Here is a 14419-nt window from a genome sequence, read left to right on the forward strand (position 1 = left end):
CCGGGGCGGCCCTCGGCGGAATCCACCCAGGCCGGCGCGTCACTCGACCACGACGGGCGTGTTCTGGTTGGCGGTGAGCACCCACGCGCCGTCTTCCTTGGTCATCACGTACATCGGCGTGCCCTGTCCGGACAGCTCGCCGTCGAGGGTGAAGTAACTCTGGCGGATCTTGACGGCGGCGACATCGGGCCGAAGGAACAGCACGTGCTCGACCTCGTAGGTCGCGGTGCCGTGCGTCGTCGCGCCGGGCAGCACCTGAGCAGTGAACTCGGCGATGGCCGGGCGGCCGAACAGGCGCCTGCCGTGGCCGGTGGTCCAGATCGCGTCTTCGCGGAAGACTGCGACGAACTCCTCGGCCAGTTCGTTGGCCTGGGCGTGCGCGATACCGTCGACGACGGCGCGGATGGCCGCGAGTTCGGTGTCGAGATCGGCGGGGGTCTGACCGGCGGTGGTGGCGTCGTTGCTCATGCCACTACTGTGCAACCTCGAGCGCACTCCAGGTCAACCGCGCTGTGCCGCACCGCACACGCGGGGGCTCGGGCGTATCACAGGCCGGTTCCGGGCGGCGAGCTATGACCCCCGTCACAGAACAGGACGGCCGTCCAGGGGATTTCCCCCAAAAGTGCGGGAAATATCTCTTTGCTGTCGGAACGACCCGGCTGACGTGGCACAATAGGCACATGCACGCAACTGGAGTACGACTCGTGGCCCGTCGCCACGTCGACTTCCAGCGTGTCTGTAGCGCCTGCTGTCGGCCCGGTTTCCACCGGTAGCGCAGCGGCGTCCATGCCCGGGTATCCCCCGGTGCCTTCGACTTTCATCGGCCCGCTGACTGCCTGACGCGAGCCAGCCCCTCGCGCCTTCAGCACGGATGTCCAACCACCCCGCAGGAGCGACCCCATCATGACGTCGAGCACCGACGCCGGTTCGACCGAACAGTCGACGGCGCAGGCCCGCACTGAGCGTTCAGCTGCCCAGCGCCCGGCCCGCCCGAGCACCGATGCCCCGGTCGCGCCGCGCGCCCGCACCGGCAAGCCGGTCCGCCGCCGCTCCGAAGGCCAGTGGGCCCTCGGCTACCGCGAGCCGCTGAACCCGAACGAACAGTCCAAGAAGGACGACAACCCGCTCAACGTTCGCGCGCGGATCGAGAACATCTACGCCAAGGGCGGCTTCGACTCGATCGACAAGGCCGACCTGCGTGGCCGTTTCCGCTGGTGGGGTCTCTACACCCAGCGCGAAGAGGGCTACGACGGCACCTTTACCGACGACGACAACATCGACCTGCTCGAAGCCAAGTACTTCATGATGCGGGTGCGTTGCGATGGCGGCGCGCTCAGCGCCGCCCAGCTGCGCACCGTCGGGCAGATCTCCACCGAGTTCGGCCGCGACACCGCCGACCTGTCCGACCGCGAGAACGTCCAGTACCACTGGATCGAGGTCGAGAACGTCCCGGAGATCTGGCGCAGGCTCGAGTCGGTCGGTCTGCACACCACCGAGGCGTGCGGCGACTGCCCGCGCGTGGTCCTCGGTTCGCCACTCGCGGGTGAGTCACTCGACGAGATCATCGATCCCACCTGGGCGATCGACGAGATCGTCAAGCGCTACATCGGGAAGAAGGAGTACTCCAACCTTCCCCGCAAGTTCAAGACCGCGATCTCGGGCCAGCAGGACGTGGTGCACGAGATCAACGACATCGCCTTCGTCGGCGTGAACCACCCCGAGCACGGTCCCGGCCTCGATCTGTGGGTCGGTGGCGGTCTGTCCACCAACCCGATGCTCGCTCAGCGCGTCGGTGCCTTCGTGCCCCTCGACGAGGTGCCGGATGTGTGGGAAGCGGTCGTCTCGCTCTACCGCGACTACGGCTACCGCCGCCTGCGCACCAAGGCTCGCCTGAAATTCCTGATCAAGGACTGGGGCATCGAGAAGTTCCGTCAGGTGCTCGAGGACGAGTACTTGAAGCGCAAGCTCATCGACGGCCCCGCCCCCGAGCAGCCCGCCAAGCCGATCGACCACGTCGGTGTGCAGAAGCTGCGCAACGGCCTGAACTCCGTCGGCTTCTCCCCCATCGCCGGGCGCGTCTCGGGCACCATCCTGAACAAGGTCGCCGATGCCGCCGAGAAGTACGGCTCCGACCGCATCCGCTTCACTCCGTACCAGAAGCTGATCGTCCTCGACATCGCCGACGACCAGGTCGACGCGCTGATCGACGAACTCGAACCGCTCGGGCTACAGGCCCGCCCGTCGGTCTGGCGTCGAAACCTGCTGGCGTGCAGCGGTATCGAGTTCTGCAAGCTCTCCTTCGTCGAGACCCGCAAGCGTTCACAGGTGCTCGCGCCGGAACTCGAGCAGCGCCTCGCCGACATCAATGCCGAACTCGATGTGCCGATCACCATCAACATCAACGGCTGCCCGAACTCGTGCGGCCGGTCCCAGATCGCCGATATCGGCTTCAAGGGCCAGCTCGTTGACGACGGCACCGGGAATCAGGTGGAGGGTTTCCAGGTTCATCTCGGTGGCAGCCTCGGCCTGGACAGCGCGTTCGGCCGGAAGTTGCGTCAGCACAAGGTGACCAGCGTCGAACTCGGTGACTACATCGATCGCGTCGTCCGCAACTTCGTCAAGAACCGGGAATCCGGTGAACGCTTCGCGGTGTGGGCTGTACGCGCCGACGAGGCCGACCTCCGATAGTCGATGAGGAGATCCCCACTGTGACAACGAATCTCGCGGCCAAGCTGTCCGAAGACGAACTGCGCGCGCTCGCCGAGCAGGGCGCGGCCGAACTCGGCCCCGATGCCTCACCGGCCGACCTGATCGCCTGGACCGATCGCAATTTCGGGAACGGCTACATCGTCGCCTCGAACATGCAGGACGGCGTGCTGGTCCACCTCGCGGCCCAGACCCGCCCCGGCGTGGACGTGCTGTTCCTCGACACCGGCTACCACTTCGCCGAGACCATCGGCACCCGTGACGCGGTCGAGGCCGTGTACGGCGTGAACGTGATCAACGTGGGACCCGAGGCCAGTGTCGCCGAGCAGGACGCACTGCTCGGCAAGGATCTGTTCGCCCGTGACGCCGCCGAATGCTGCCGCCTGCGCAAGGTCGTCCCGCTGAAGCGCTCGCTGAGCGGCTACAACGCGTGGATCACCGGCATCCGCCGCGTCGAGGCGCCCACCCGCGCCAACGCACCGCTGATCTCGTTCGACGAAGCCTTCGGCCTGGTGAAGATCAACCCGATCGCACCGTGGTCCGACGACGAGATGCAGGCCTACATCGAGGCCAACGGCATCCTCGTCAATCCCCTGGTGGAGGAGGGTTACCCGTCCATCGGCTGCGCACCGTGCACGCGCAAGCCCGAGCCGGGGTCCGATCCGCGCAGCGGCCGCTGGGCCGGTATCGCCAAGACCGAATGCGGATTGCACCAATCATGACCATCACCACCACTGGGAGTGAGCCTGTGAGTACCAACACCACCGAACGCGAACTCGGCCTGACCGAGTTCGACACCCTCGCGGCGCTGGAATCCGAGGCGATCCACATCTTCCGTGAGGTCGCCGGCGAATTCGAGCGCCCCGTGATCCTGTTCTCCGGCGGCAAGGACTCCACCGTCCTGCTGCACCTGGCGCTCAAGGCCTTCTGGCCCGCGCCGCTGCCGTTCACGCTGCTGCACGTGGACACCGGGCACAACCTCGACGAGGTACTCGAGTTCCGGGACAAGGTGGTCGAGCGCTACGGCCTTCGCCTGCACGTCGCCTCGGTCGAGGAGTACCTGGCCGACGGTCGCCTGACCGAGCGCCCCGACGGCATCCGCAACCCGTTGCAGACCGTCCCGCTGCTCGACGCCATCACCGAGCACCGCTTCGACGCGGTCTTCGGTGGCGGCCGTCGCGACGAGGAGCGCTCGCGTGCCAAGGAGCGGATCTTCTCGCTGCGCAACGCCTTCGGCCAGTGGGATCCGAAGCGGCAGCGTCCCGAGCTGTGGAACCTCTACAACGGCAAGCACGCTGCGGGTGAGCACGTGCGTGTGTTCCCGCTGAGCAACTGGACCGAGCTCGATATCTGGCGCTACATCGCCCGCGAGGACATCGACCTGGCGTCGATCTACTACGCGCACGAGCGTCCGGTGTACTCCCGCGACGGCATGTGGATGACGCCCGGCGTGTGGGGCGGCCCGAACGAGAACGAGGTCCTGGAAACCCGTTCGGTGCGTTACCGCACCGTCGGCGACGGTTCCACCACCGGCGCCATCATCTCCGACGCCGCCGACAACCAAGCCATCCTGGCCGAGGTCGCGGCGTCACGACTGACCGAACGTGGTGCCACTCGCGGCGACGACCGTGTGTCCGAAGCCGCCATGGAAGACCGCAAGCGCGAAGGCTATTTCTGATGCGTTCCGAGCTACTCACCAGACCGAACGCGGCGCACAGTGCCCGACTCGGGGCGAGCGACGACCGTGTGTCCGAAGCCGCCATGGAAGACCGCAAGCGAGAGGGTTATTTCTGATGTCCGACCTATTGAGGCTGGCCACCGCCGGTTCTGTCGACGACGGTAAGTCCACCCTGGTCGGACGGCTGCTGTACGACACGAAGTCCGTGCTGGCCGATCAGATCGACGCCGTGACCCGCGCCTCGGTCGACCGTGGGCTGTCCACGCCGGACTTGTCGCTGCTCGTCGACGGCCTGCGCGCCGAGCGTGAGCAGGGCATCACCATCGACGTGGCGTACCGCTACTTCGCAACGCCCAAGCGGTCTTTCGTGCTCGCCGATACACCGGGGCACGTGCAGTACACGCGCAACACCGTGTCTGGTGCGTCCACCGCGCAGCTGGTGATCCTGCTGACCGACGCGCGCAAGGGCGTCATCGAGCAGACCCGTCGCCATGCGGCCGTGCTGGCGCTGCTCGGCGTGCCGCGTCTGGTGCTCGCGGTGAACAAGATCGACCTCGTCGACAACCCGGCTGAGGTGTTCGCCGAGATCTCCGCCGAGTTCAACGACCTCACCTCGAAGCTGGGCTGGGCCACCGAAGACGTCATCGAGATCCCGGTCTCGGCGCTGCACGGCGACAATATCGCCAGCCGCTCCGAGAACACCCCGTACTACAACGGCCCCTCGCTGATCGAGCATCTGGAATCCGTTCCGGTGGACGCGGATTCGACCGGCACGCACGCACTGGGTCTGCGTTTCCCGGTGCAGTACGTGATCCGTCCGCGCACCGCCGAGTACCCCGATTACCGGGGCTACGCGGGTCAGATCGCGGCCGGTTCGGTCTCGCCCGGTGACGAGATCGTGGTGCTGCCCTCGGGTAAGAAGACCACCGTCGAGCGGATCGACACCCCCGACGGCGAACTGGCCGTCGCGCAGGCCGGGCGCAGCGTGACGCTGATCCTGGCCGACGAGGTCGACATCTCGCGCGGCGACATCATCGCGTCCGTGCACGACGCGCCGGAGTCGATCGACACCTTCGACGCGACGGTGTGCTGGCTCGGCGACAAGGGTCTGCGTCCCGGCGCCCGACTGCTGCTCAAGCACGGCGCCAAGACCACCCAGGCCATCGTCGGGGCGCTCGTCGAGCGGTTCGACGAGCAGACGCTGACCGCACAGCCGAGCCCGGAGTCGTTGGAGCTCAACGACATCGGTCGGGTCTCGCTGCGGCTGGCCGAGCCGATCCCGGCCGACGACTACCGCACCAACCGGCACACCGGATCGTTCCTGCTGATCGACCCCGCCGGTGGCAACACTCTCGCGGCCGGCCTGGTCGGCGATGTGCTGACTTCGGTCGAGGTCGGTACCGCGGTCTGATGTATCGCCTGCCCGCCCCGCCGCGTGGTGCCGCTTCGGCGCCGCGCGGCGGTGGCGAGCCCGCGCTGATCCTGGTCGCCCACGGCAGCCGTGACCCGCGTTCCGCGGCGAACGCGGCGGCCGTGCGCGATCGGGTCGCCGCCGCACGACCGGATCGTCTCGTGCGGCTGGCCTTCCTCGATCTGAACGCGCCGTCCGTCGACCAGGTGGTCGATGCTGTTGCGGCGCAAGGCTGTTCGCATGCCATCGTGGTGCCGCTGCTGCTGGGCAGCGCGTTCCACGCCCGCGTCGATCTGCCCGGCCTGCTCGATGCCGCCCGGCGCAGGCATCCGCTGCTCGACCTGGTTCAGGCCGATGTGCTCGGCCCCGATCCACGACTGATCGCCGCCCTGTGTGAGCGGATCACCGAAGCGACCACGGACTACCCCGGTGGCCGCATCGGTATCGCCGTCGCCGCGGTTGGCTCCTCGCGCGCCGGCGCCAACGAGCGCACCGCCGAGGTCGCCGTCGAGGTCGCCCGGCGCACCGGGTTGCGCACCGAAATCTGCTTCGCGACAAGCGAACCCACCGTGTCGGCCGCGACCGTACGACTGCGCGCCCACGGCGCGGAGCACATCGTCGTCGCGCCGTGGTTCCTGGCGCCGGGTCTACTGACCGACCGATTGCGTACCACCGCACCGGAACTCGTCCATTCCCCGGCACTCGGCTCCCACCCGGCACTCGCCGAGGTCGTATGGGATCGCTACGACACCGCGCTCGGCGCCGAATGGGAACTGTCCGCCTGAGCCACCGGCGCTCCGGCCGAGTTCGCCTCGGAGGTCGTCTCGGCGGCCGCATCGACCGTCGACCCGGCATCCGCGACGACGTCTGCGGACGACTCCGTGCTCGACGCGACGGTTCGGGTAGTCGATTCCATTGCGGGCGTGACTGTTTCCGTGGTCGATGACACCGGGCCGGGGATCGATCCCGACTGGTCGGGAGGTGGCGATCGGGGGGAATCGCGTAGCGCTGGCGCCGGGATCTCGATCGACGGCGACGGCGGTGTCGGCGACGACGGTGTCGACGGTGTCGACGGTGTCGACGGTGTCGACGGTGTCGACGGTGTCGACGGTGTCGACGGTGTCGACGGTGTCGACGGAGGCGGTGTCGACGGCGACGGCGGAGGCGGTGTCGACGGCGGCGATGTCGACGGCGGCGATGTCGACGGTGTGGGCGCCTGCTGCTCGCGGTCACCGGGCGAAGCCGGATTCGACATCCACTGCGGGTTGGGCATGGGCACGCTCGATGAGCCTTCCTGGACGGGCCCGCCGGCTTCGAGCGCGGGAGACGTCGTGGACGGACCCATGGCAGGCTGGTTCGCCGAACCAGGGGAAGCCGCCTGCGTTCGCAGCAACTCCGGCACAACAACTGCCGCGCGGCGGTTCCACCACATCACCGGAACGACCGAAAACTGCTCCGGTGGGGCCGCGACCGCGCCCGGAAACGGCGCGGGTTCCCCTGCCCGCGCGTCGACAGGCAGTGCAGGCAGAATCCGACCGGGCGCCGCCGCCACGACTCCGGGCCTGCCGTCGTCGGCACGTAACAAGCCGAGTACGGCCGGAATGAGCAGCGGCACAGCGAGCGCGGCACCGGCGAGCGCAGTACGCGACATCGGACGCCGGACCGGCACCAGCACGGTGTCGGTGGCCGACCGCCCGGCCCCGAGCAGTGCGGCACCACGGGCGACCGACTCGGCGGTTACGTGACCGCGAACGACCGGGCAGCCCAGCGCATCGGCCAGTGTGTGCGCCACCTCGAGCGGCGAGGCCGCGCCACCGACAAGGAGAAGCGCACCGAGATGTTCAGCGGACAGCCCTGCGGTGCGCAGGCATTCGTGCACCAGCGGTAGCGAATCCCGCACGAGTTGCGCGCGAACCGCCGCCGTCCGGACGGGATCCGGCGAGCAGGCGACCGGTTCGTCCGTGGGGGCCAGATCGTGCTCCATGGCGGCTACGGCCGCTGCGGTGGACCGGCCACCGAAGGCATAGGACCGAATCGGCCGACCGGCAATCCGATGCCCCTGCCGGTCGCGCACGACCGCGGTGACGTCGAGGGAGGTCGCGCCGAGGTCGTATACCAGCATCGAATCCGTGGCATCGCCGGATTTCTCGTTCGGTTCCGCCGACTGTTCGATCGGGTCGAGAGCCATCGCGACCGCGATCGGCTCCGCCACCAGCTCGACCTCGCCCAATTGCGCCCGCACGAGCGACTGGCGCAGCGCGGTGATGTGCTGCTCGGTGTAGACCGCCGGGTGCGCGAGCACAGTGTGCTCGGCGACAGCGCCCGCGGCGGCCATCGCCGCACCGAGAACCCCGGCGACAAGATCAGCGGCAGCGGCGGCCGGCGCGAAGGACAGCTCGGCGGCGAGGGTCAGATCACCGAAGCCGAGAATCCGGTGGTTCGCACCGGAGTCGGTCGCCGCCGTGGTCCGACCGCTGGTGATCACGGGATCGGTGCCACCACCGACGGCGGCGCAGACGGTGTTCCGCGCACCGATGGATACTCCCCAGCCGACTGTCATCCCTCACCAATCTCTCGCGGCCGACGTGCCACCGGAGAACGTTTTTACCTGAACCGAAGATCTAGTTTAGCCTCTCCTAACATTTTGTTGGGACACCAGGCGGAGGCATCCATGCCAGAGGGTTTGCTGGTCATACGACCGAATATCGTGATGACACCGACGGTCTTGGGCACGCCACATGCCCCGGCCCCGATACCGCGCGGCGGTCGTTGGCCCGCCCCGGAACCGTCCGGGCCGATCGGCCTGCTCGACTCCTGGTGGCTCGTCACCGCCGCGGCACTGGCATCGACGGGACTCCTCGGCGCGGCACTGTGGATCGCCACCCACGTGAACCCGGACCCGGCACTGCACACCGCGGGACTGTTCGTTCATCTCGCCGGGCTGACGCTCGGCTTCGGCGGCGTCCTGATCGCCGACTACCTGGCCGCTCTGTGGCTGCTCGGGCGCAGCTCCCTCGCCGAGGCGATGGCCGGAGTCTCCCGGATGCACGTGCCGATCTGGCTCGGCCTCGCGGCGCTGGTGGCCAGCGGCTGCGTACTCGAGCCGAACCTCGATTCCCCATTGACACAGACCAAGATGGTGTTGACCGCGCTGCTCACCGTCAACGGATTACAGACCACGGTCTTGAGCAGGCGCTTGGCGGACCACTCGGCAGCACCACTGCCACCCCGATTGCTGATGTGGGGCGCCACCTCGGGCGCGATCTCCCAAGCCTGCTGGTGGGGAGCGATGGCCATCGGCTTCTGGAACGCCCAGCGCTGACCGACCACGACCATTCAATCGTCCGTGATCCACATCACATGACTACCCCTCTTCCCTACATACCCCCCTGGGGTATATGTTCGTAGCAACGCACAGCGAACTCAGAGAGGCGAAACAATGACCACCAACGCCCACGCCGGACACCACACTCACGCCGGTCACGCTGACACCGCGACCCAGCCCGCCGGACACCAGGACAACCACGCCGCACACGGAATCGATACCAACGACCATGCGGCGCATCAGCATCACGGCAAGCACACCGCCCCCGAGCAGGCCGCCTCCACCGGTGAGCACGCGAACCACGGCGACGCCCACGCCGGCCACGCCGCGGGAGCTCCGGGCGGCCTCCTCGTCACCCAGGACGGGTACACGCTCGATCTGGAGACCACGATCGCCGAGCCTGGCGGTATCGACTTCCGGTTCCGGATCCTCGGGCCGGACGGAACCGCGGTCACCGAGTTCGATCCGATTCACGATCGCGAGCTGCATCTGATCGTCGCGCGGCGGGAGCTGACCGGGTTCTGGCACGTCCATCCGGTACGCGAGGCCAACGGCACCTGGGCGATCCGCCTCGACCTCCCGGAAGCGGGCGCCTACCGCGTGTTCACCGACATCGCCCCGCGCGCACTCGGCCGAACGATCACGCTCGGCGCCGACCTGGCAATCGCGGGACACTATGCACCGCAACCAGTTCCGTCGGTAGCCCGCGCCACCGAGGTCGACGGCTATGAGGTGACCGTGGACGGCGAGTTGCGTGCCGAGGGCGATCTCCTGACGCTCACCGTGCGCAAGAACGGCGAGCCGGTGACCGATCTGCAGCCCTACCTGGCAGCTTTCGGCCACCTCGTCATCCTGCGCGCCGGAGACCTCGCGTACGTCCACGTCCACCCCAACGGCGAACCCGGCGACGGCATCACCCCCTCGGGCCCCGAAATCACCTTCCACACAGCAGTTCCCGGCCCAGGCACCTACCGCCTATTCCTCGATTTCAAACACAACGACATCGTCCGTACCTCCGCCTTCACCCTCACCACAACTCCCCAGCAGGCGCCCGATCACGGCAATCACCACTGATCCGAGGCATAACCTCGAACCCGACGTCCTGAACACATCCGACACCTCGGCGCCGCTACCACATCGGTAGCGGCGCCGTTCTTGCATCGGGCAACCACTGCCCGCCTCTCTGCGTACTCAGCGCCACACCGGGAGCGTCGGCGGCCGGAGATGTTGACGGTCGGCGGCATGGCACAGGGTGCGTAAGCCCGTTTCCGGCGAGTTGCCCATGCACCCGAAGATCACTGGCCGTAGTTACCTTCGCCGAAGCGGCGGGTTCTCGCCGTGCCAGACCTGACATACACGCGCCAACAGACCGCCCGACTAGGTCCCGCTCGGGGCGTCCGACAACAAGCGGGTCGCGATTGTGCGGGCCGCCTCGACGCGGGCCGAATCGCCGGTCTGGCGGGCGATATTGGCGGCGCTCAGGATCGCGTCCAGTTCGAAGACCAGGAGATCAGCGTCGGCGTCGGTGAGTTCGCCCATGGCTTGGGCCTTGCGGACTTCGTCGGCGAGGAACGACAGCCAGTCGTCGTGGTCGGCGACGACGGCGTCGCGCACGGGGCCTGGCTTGCTGCTGAATTCGGTGAGGGTAGCCACCCGGAAGCAGCCGCCGGGGAAAGGGGGATTCTCGATGTGGGCGAACCAGCTCTCGACCATCGCGCGAACCCGGGTTCCGCCGCGTGGAGCGCGCAGGCCGGGTGTGATGACTCGTTCGATGAAGATGTCACGACCGGCTTGGACGGCGGCGAGTTGCAGGACCTCCTTGGTGCCGAAGAGGGTGGCGATGCCGCTTTTGCTGATGCCGAGGTCGGTGGCGAGCCTGCCGATACTGAGGCCGTCGAGGCCTTCGACGGAGGCTAGTTCGGCGGCGCGACGGGCGATGGTGGCGCGGGCACGGGCACCCTTGGCCAACCGCTGGTCGCTCGGTTCCGTCAGCTGGGTCATATGAATCATTGTTCCACCGCGGGGTTGCAAAGGCGAACGATCGGTCGTACTTTCATTTACGAACGATCGTACGTTCTTATTTCTCCCCTCGAAGGATTCCGCATGACCGACGTGTCAGCTCGGCCCGAAGATCCGCTCAGCACAGCGACTCCCGACTACAGCGCCGCAGGCCGCACCCTCGCGGTCGCCTCGGGCGCGGGATTCATCGCCTTCCTCGACCTCTCGGTCGTCAACATCGCGTTCCCGACGATCGCCCTGAGTTATCCCGGCACCTCCACCGGCACGCTGACCTGGATCGTCAGCGGCTACGCGATCGCCTTCGCCGCACTACTCACGCCGGCGGGGCGCATCGCCGACGCACTGGGCCGTCGGCGGCTGTTCGCCCTGGCACTGGCCGGATTCGCCGTCACCTCCTTGCTGTGCGGGCTCGCACCCGGCGCGGACTGGCTCATCGCGGGACGTGTCCTGCAGGGCATCACCGCGGCATTCATGGTGCCCGCGGCACTCGGACTGGTCCTGGAGGCCACGCCTCGGGCAAAGATCGGCGCCGCCATCGGCGCTTGGTCGGCGGCAGGCGGGTTCGCGGCGGTGGTCGGTCCGGCGCTGGGCGGTGCGCTGGTCGAGGTGTTCGGCTGGCGTGCGGTCTTCCTGATCAATGTGCCGATCGCGTTGCTGTTGATCGTGCCGGGGCTGAGGCTGCCCGGCGGCGACAAGGCCGCGAGCGAGACGGCGCTGCCCGATCCGCTCGGCACGGTCGCCATCGCGATCGGACTCGGTGCGATCGTCGCCGCCGTCACCGAAGGTCAGTCATGGGGTTGGACCGCGCCCGGCACCCTCGTCGCATTGCTCGGTGGTATCGCGCTGACGGTGTTCGCACTGGCTCGCTCACGTCGGCATGTCAACCCGGCTGTCGCCGTATCGCTGTGGCGTGAGCGGCAATTCGCGCTCGCGAACGCGGGGTCGTTCCTGTTCGGCGCCTCGATGTTCGCGTGGTTGCTGGCCGGGCCGCTGTTCCTGAACGCGATCTGGGGCTACTCCGTACTCGAGTCGGCGGCGGCACTGACCGTCGGTGCGGTGGCATCGATGGTGACCGCCGTTGCCACCGGGCGGATTACGACAGCGCGCGGCCAGCGGTGGGTGGGAGTGCTCGGTGGTCTGATGTCGACGGCCGCGCTGGCCTGGATGAGCACCGACGCCTTCGGTCCCGAACCCGCGCTGTGGACGGCGTGGATTCCCGCCGGTGTGCTCGGCGGCGGCGGGATCGGCATCGTCGTCACGGTGCTCGGCACGGCAGCCGCGAATTCTGTTCCACCGCAACAGTTCGCGGCGGGCATCGGAATGAACCTCACCGCTCGTCAGGTGGGCGGGGCGCTCGGCATCGCCGTTCTGGCGGCGATCTTCTCGGCGACGGCCGACGACCCGCTCAGGGGTTTCCACCTTCTGTTCGCCGTGGGCGCGGGGATCAACGTCGCCGTCGCCGTGGTACTCGCCTTGCCTTCACCGGCCCGTTCGATCAACTGAACCAGGAGAACGATATGTCTTCCAGCACACCACTATCCGTGAAGTTCACCGTCGAAGCCGACGACCCGCTGGTGCTGGCGCCGGAGCAGACGGCCGCGCTGCTCGCGGGGGCACCGTGGCAGCGCTTCGCGGTGCTCGGCGATTCCATCGCCGCAGGGACCGGCGATCGGAGTCCCGGTTACGCCCCGACCGGCTGGGCCGATCGGGTCGCGGCGGACCTCGCCGCGGTGAATCCCACACTGACCTACCGGAATACGGGCCGGATCGGGGCCACCAGCGGTCAGGTCATCGACCGGCAGCTGTCCGACATCCTGGATTTCGCGCCGGATCTCGTGCATGTCAGCTGCGGCGGCAACGATCTGTTCACGGCGGGCGGTGATGTCGATCAGCTGCACGAGAATCTGTCGACGATCCTCACCGCGCTGGCCGCCACCGGGGCACAGCTGTCGATTTTCACCATGGCCGACGTGTGGGAAGTCGAGCGGATGGCGCCGATGCGAGGCATGCGGCCGCGGATGATCACGCTCAACGAAGTGCTGCGGTCGCTCGCCACCGACTTCGAAGCGGTACTCACCGAGCTCTGGAACCATCCGCTGCGGTCGCGCCCCGAGTTGATGAGCGCGGATCTCATCCACTTCACCACGAGTGGGCACGCGGTGGTGGCCAGTGAGGTGGTGAGGTCGCTGGCCCCGCTCATCGACAGGTAGTAGTGGCTGCGGGGCGGTCGAAGGGTCGCCCGGTAGAGCCCCCAACCCGCCGCTGAGCCTGCAACGGCTGGTCCGCCGGCGCGGCACCTACTTGTTGTCGAGCACCAATCGAGTGCCGAGTGCCACCAGTTCGGATCTGACCTCGGCGGGGCCGACGACCTCGACGTCCCCGGCCCAGCCTGCCAGTTGCCTGGCGAGCATCTTGGCGGTGTCGGCGGTGATCTGAGCTCGCACCCGGCAGTCCGGACTCGGGCCGAGCAGGGTGCAGTTGCGGCCCTGTTGGTCGGCCAGGATCGGGGCGAGACCTGGGGAGACGAGGACCGTCGCGGCGACGCGGGCGCGACGGCCCTCCATCCGCTCGACAATCTGCGACCACTGCGCCTGAAGATCGAAATCGGCTGGCCGGTCGGCTGTTTCATCGAGGGTGACAACCTCGGCGATGCGGTCGAGCCGGAAGGTCCGCTGCCCACGGTCGGTGCCCGCGATGAGGTACCAGACTGTTTCCTTCTCGACCAGGCCCCATGGATCGATCGTGCGGACGGTGCGTTCGCCCTTGCGCAGATAGTCGATCCGGACGCGACGGCGATCGACCACCGCCCGCCGCACCGTGTCGAGTACCGCGGGCGCTTGCGGATCAGGGCGCCCCCACCGGGCCGGATCGACGACAACGGCGTCGGCCGCGGCGGCATCGGCACGGAAGGTGTGTGGGAGGGCGCGAACCAGTTTGCGCAGAGCCGACTTCAGTTCGGGGGCGGCCTGTGCTGCCGGGCCCGCGAGCAGGAACAGCGCCCTGGTCTCCCCCGCCGTGAGTCCGGACAGGTCTGTGCGGGCGCCGCCGATCAGCGACCAACCACCCCCGCGACCCGATTGCGGGTAGACCGGGATGCCCGCGGCCGACAAGGCCTCCAGGTCACGCCGGGCCGTCGCCACCGAGACTTCGAGCTCGGCGGCGACCTGGGCGGCTGTCACCCGCCCCCGCGCCTGCATCAATAAGAGGGTGGCTACCAATCGGTCGGCTCGCATACTCGGCAATTCTGCCGAACAAAGTGCTCATTCGGTGAGCACTTTGG

At 68.0% G+C, this 14419-nt stretch carries 13 protein-coding genes; 9 read left to right on the forward strand and 4 right to left on the reverse strand.

All coding sequences use genetic code 11. The features are described 5' to 3' along the window. Nucleotides 1-39 precede the first annotated feature (39 nt). A complete protein-coding gene (locus tag ACFXKN_RS08065; RefSeq protein ID WP_379432766.1) occupies nt 40-468 on the reverse strand; it encodes an SgcJ/EcaC family oxidoreductase in 429 nt (142 codons plus the stop codon). A gap of 435 nt (nt 469-903) precedes the next feature. On the opposite strand from ACFXKN_RS08065, the gene ACFXKN_RS08070 reads away from it, so the two are divergent. The 5 genes from ACFXKN_RS08070 to ACFXKN_RS08090 all read left to right on the forward strand — a co-directional run bounded on the left by ACFXKN_RS08070 (nt 904) and on the right by ACFXKN_RS08090 (nt 6580). Next, the gene (locus tag ACFXKN_RS08070; protein WP_379432767.1) at nt 904-2688 is read left to right on the forward strand and encodes a nitrite/sulfite reductase; all 1785 of its coding nucleotides are present in this window, start codon (nt 904-906) and stop codon (nt 2686-2688) included. A 20-nt stretch (nt 2689-2708) separates the two neighbouring features. Further along, nucleotides 2709-3428, forward strand: coding sequence for a phosphoadenylyl-sulfate reductase (locus tag ACFXKN_RS08075; protein ID WP_378952782.1), 720 nt, complete (start codon nt 2709-2711; stop codon nt 3426-3428). Continuing rightward, a complete protein-coding gene (gene cysD / locus ACFXKN_RS08080; protein ID WP_228537684.1) occupies nt 3407-4384 on the forward strand; it encodes a sulfate adenylyltransferase subunit CysD in 978 nt (325 codons plus the stop codon). Before ACFXKN_RS08075 ends, cysD begins: the two co-directional genes overlap by 22 nt. Before the next feature lie 115 nt (nt 4385-4499). Continuing rightward, nucleotides 4500-5795 (forward strand): sulfate adenylyltransferase subunit 1, encoded by a 1296-nt coding sequence (locus ACFXKN_RS08085; RefSeq protein ID WP_378952787.1) that lies wholly within the window; start codon nt 4500-4502, stop codon nt 5793-5795. After that, nucleotides 5795-6580: a sirohydrochlorin chelatase gene (locus tag ACFXKN_RS08090; RefSeq protein ID WP_378952790.1), complete on the forward strand. Its 786-nt coding sequence runs from the start codon at nt 5795-5797 to the stop codon at nt 6578-6580. The genes ACFXKN_RS08085 and ACFXKN_RS08090 overlap by 1 nt, the downstream gene beginning before the upstream one ends. On the opposite strand, the gene ACFXKN_RS08095 is transcribed toward ACFXKN_RS08090, so the two are convergent. Further along, the gene (locus ACFXKN_RS08095) at nt 6538-8355 is read right to left on the reverse strand and encodes an FGGY-family carbohydrate kinase (RefSeq protein WP_379432768.1); all 1818 of its coding nucleotides are present in this window, start codon (nt 8353-8355) and stop codon (nt 6538-6540) included. The two genes, ACFXKN_RS08090 and ACFXKN_RS08095, sit on opposite strands and share 43 nt — an antisense overlap. Before the next feature lie 111 nt (nt 8356-8466). Between ACFXKN_RS08095 and ACFXKN_RS08100 the strand changes: the two genes are divergently transcribed. Beyond that, complete coding sequence (locus ACFXKN_RS08100) at nt 8467-9117, forward strand: hypothetical protein (protein ID WP_379432769.1); 651 nt, start codon at nt 8467-8469, stop codon at nt 9115-9117. 117 nt (nt 9118-9234) lie between these two features. Continuing rightward, the gene (locus ACFXKN_RS08105) at nt 9235-10194 is read left to right on the forward strand and encodes a hypothetical protein (RefSeq protein ID WP_379432770.1); all 960 of its coding nucleotides are present in this window, start codon (nt 9235-9237) and stop codon (nt 10192-10194) included. 303 nt (nt 10195-10497) lie between these two features. Here the strand turns inward: ACFXKN_RS08105 and ACFXKN_RS08110 are convergent, their stop codons facing one another. Beyond that, nucleotides 10498-11121 (reverse strand): TetR/AcrR family transcriptional regulator, encoded by a 624-nt coding sequence (locus ACFXKN_RS08110; RefSeq protein WP_379432771.1) that lies wholly within the window; start codon nt 11119-11121, stop codon nt 10498-10500. A 102-nt stretch (nt 11122-11223) separates the two neighbouring features. Between ACFXKN_RS08110 and ACFXKN_RS08115 the strand changes: the two genes are divergently transcribed. Further along, complete coding sequence (locus ACFXKN_RS08115; RefSeq protein WP_379432772.1) at nt 11224-12642, forward strand: MFS transporter; 1419 nt, start codon at nt 11224-11226, stop codon at nt 12640-12642. 14 nt (nt 12643-12656) lie between these two features. After that, nucleotides 12657-13349, forward strand: a complete 693-nt coding sequence (locus ACFXKN_RS08120; RefSeq protein WP_379432773.1) for an SGNH/GDSL hydrolase family protein — start codon at nt 12657-12659, stop codon at nt 13347-13349. 87 nt (nt 13350-13436) lie between these two features. On the opposite strand, the gene ACFXKN_RS08125 is transcribed toward ACFXKN_RS08120, so the two are convergent. Continuing rightward, on the reverse strand, nt 13437-14372 hold the full coding sequence (locus tag ACFXKN_RS08125) for a helix-turn-helix transcriptional regulator (RefSeq protein ID WP_379432774.1): 936 nt from the start codon (nt 14370-14372) through the stop codon (nt 13437-13439). Nucleotides 14373-14419 lie beyond the last annotated feature (47 nt).

Origin of the sequence: Nocardia sp. NPDC059195 (assembly GCF_042754695.1) — a bacterium.
GTDB lineage: Bacteria > Actinomycetota > Actinomycetes > Mycobacteriales > Mycobacteriaceae > Nocardia.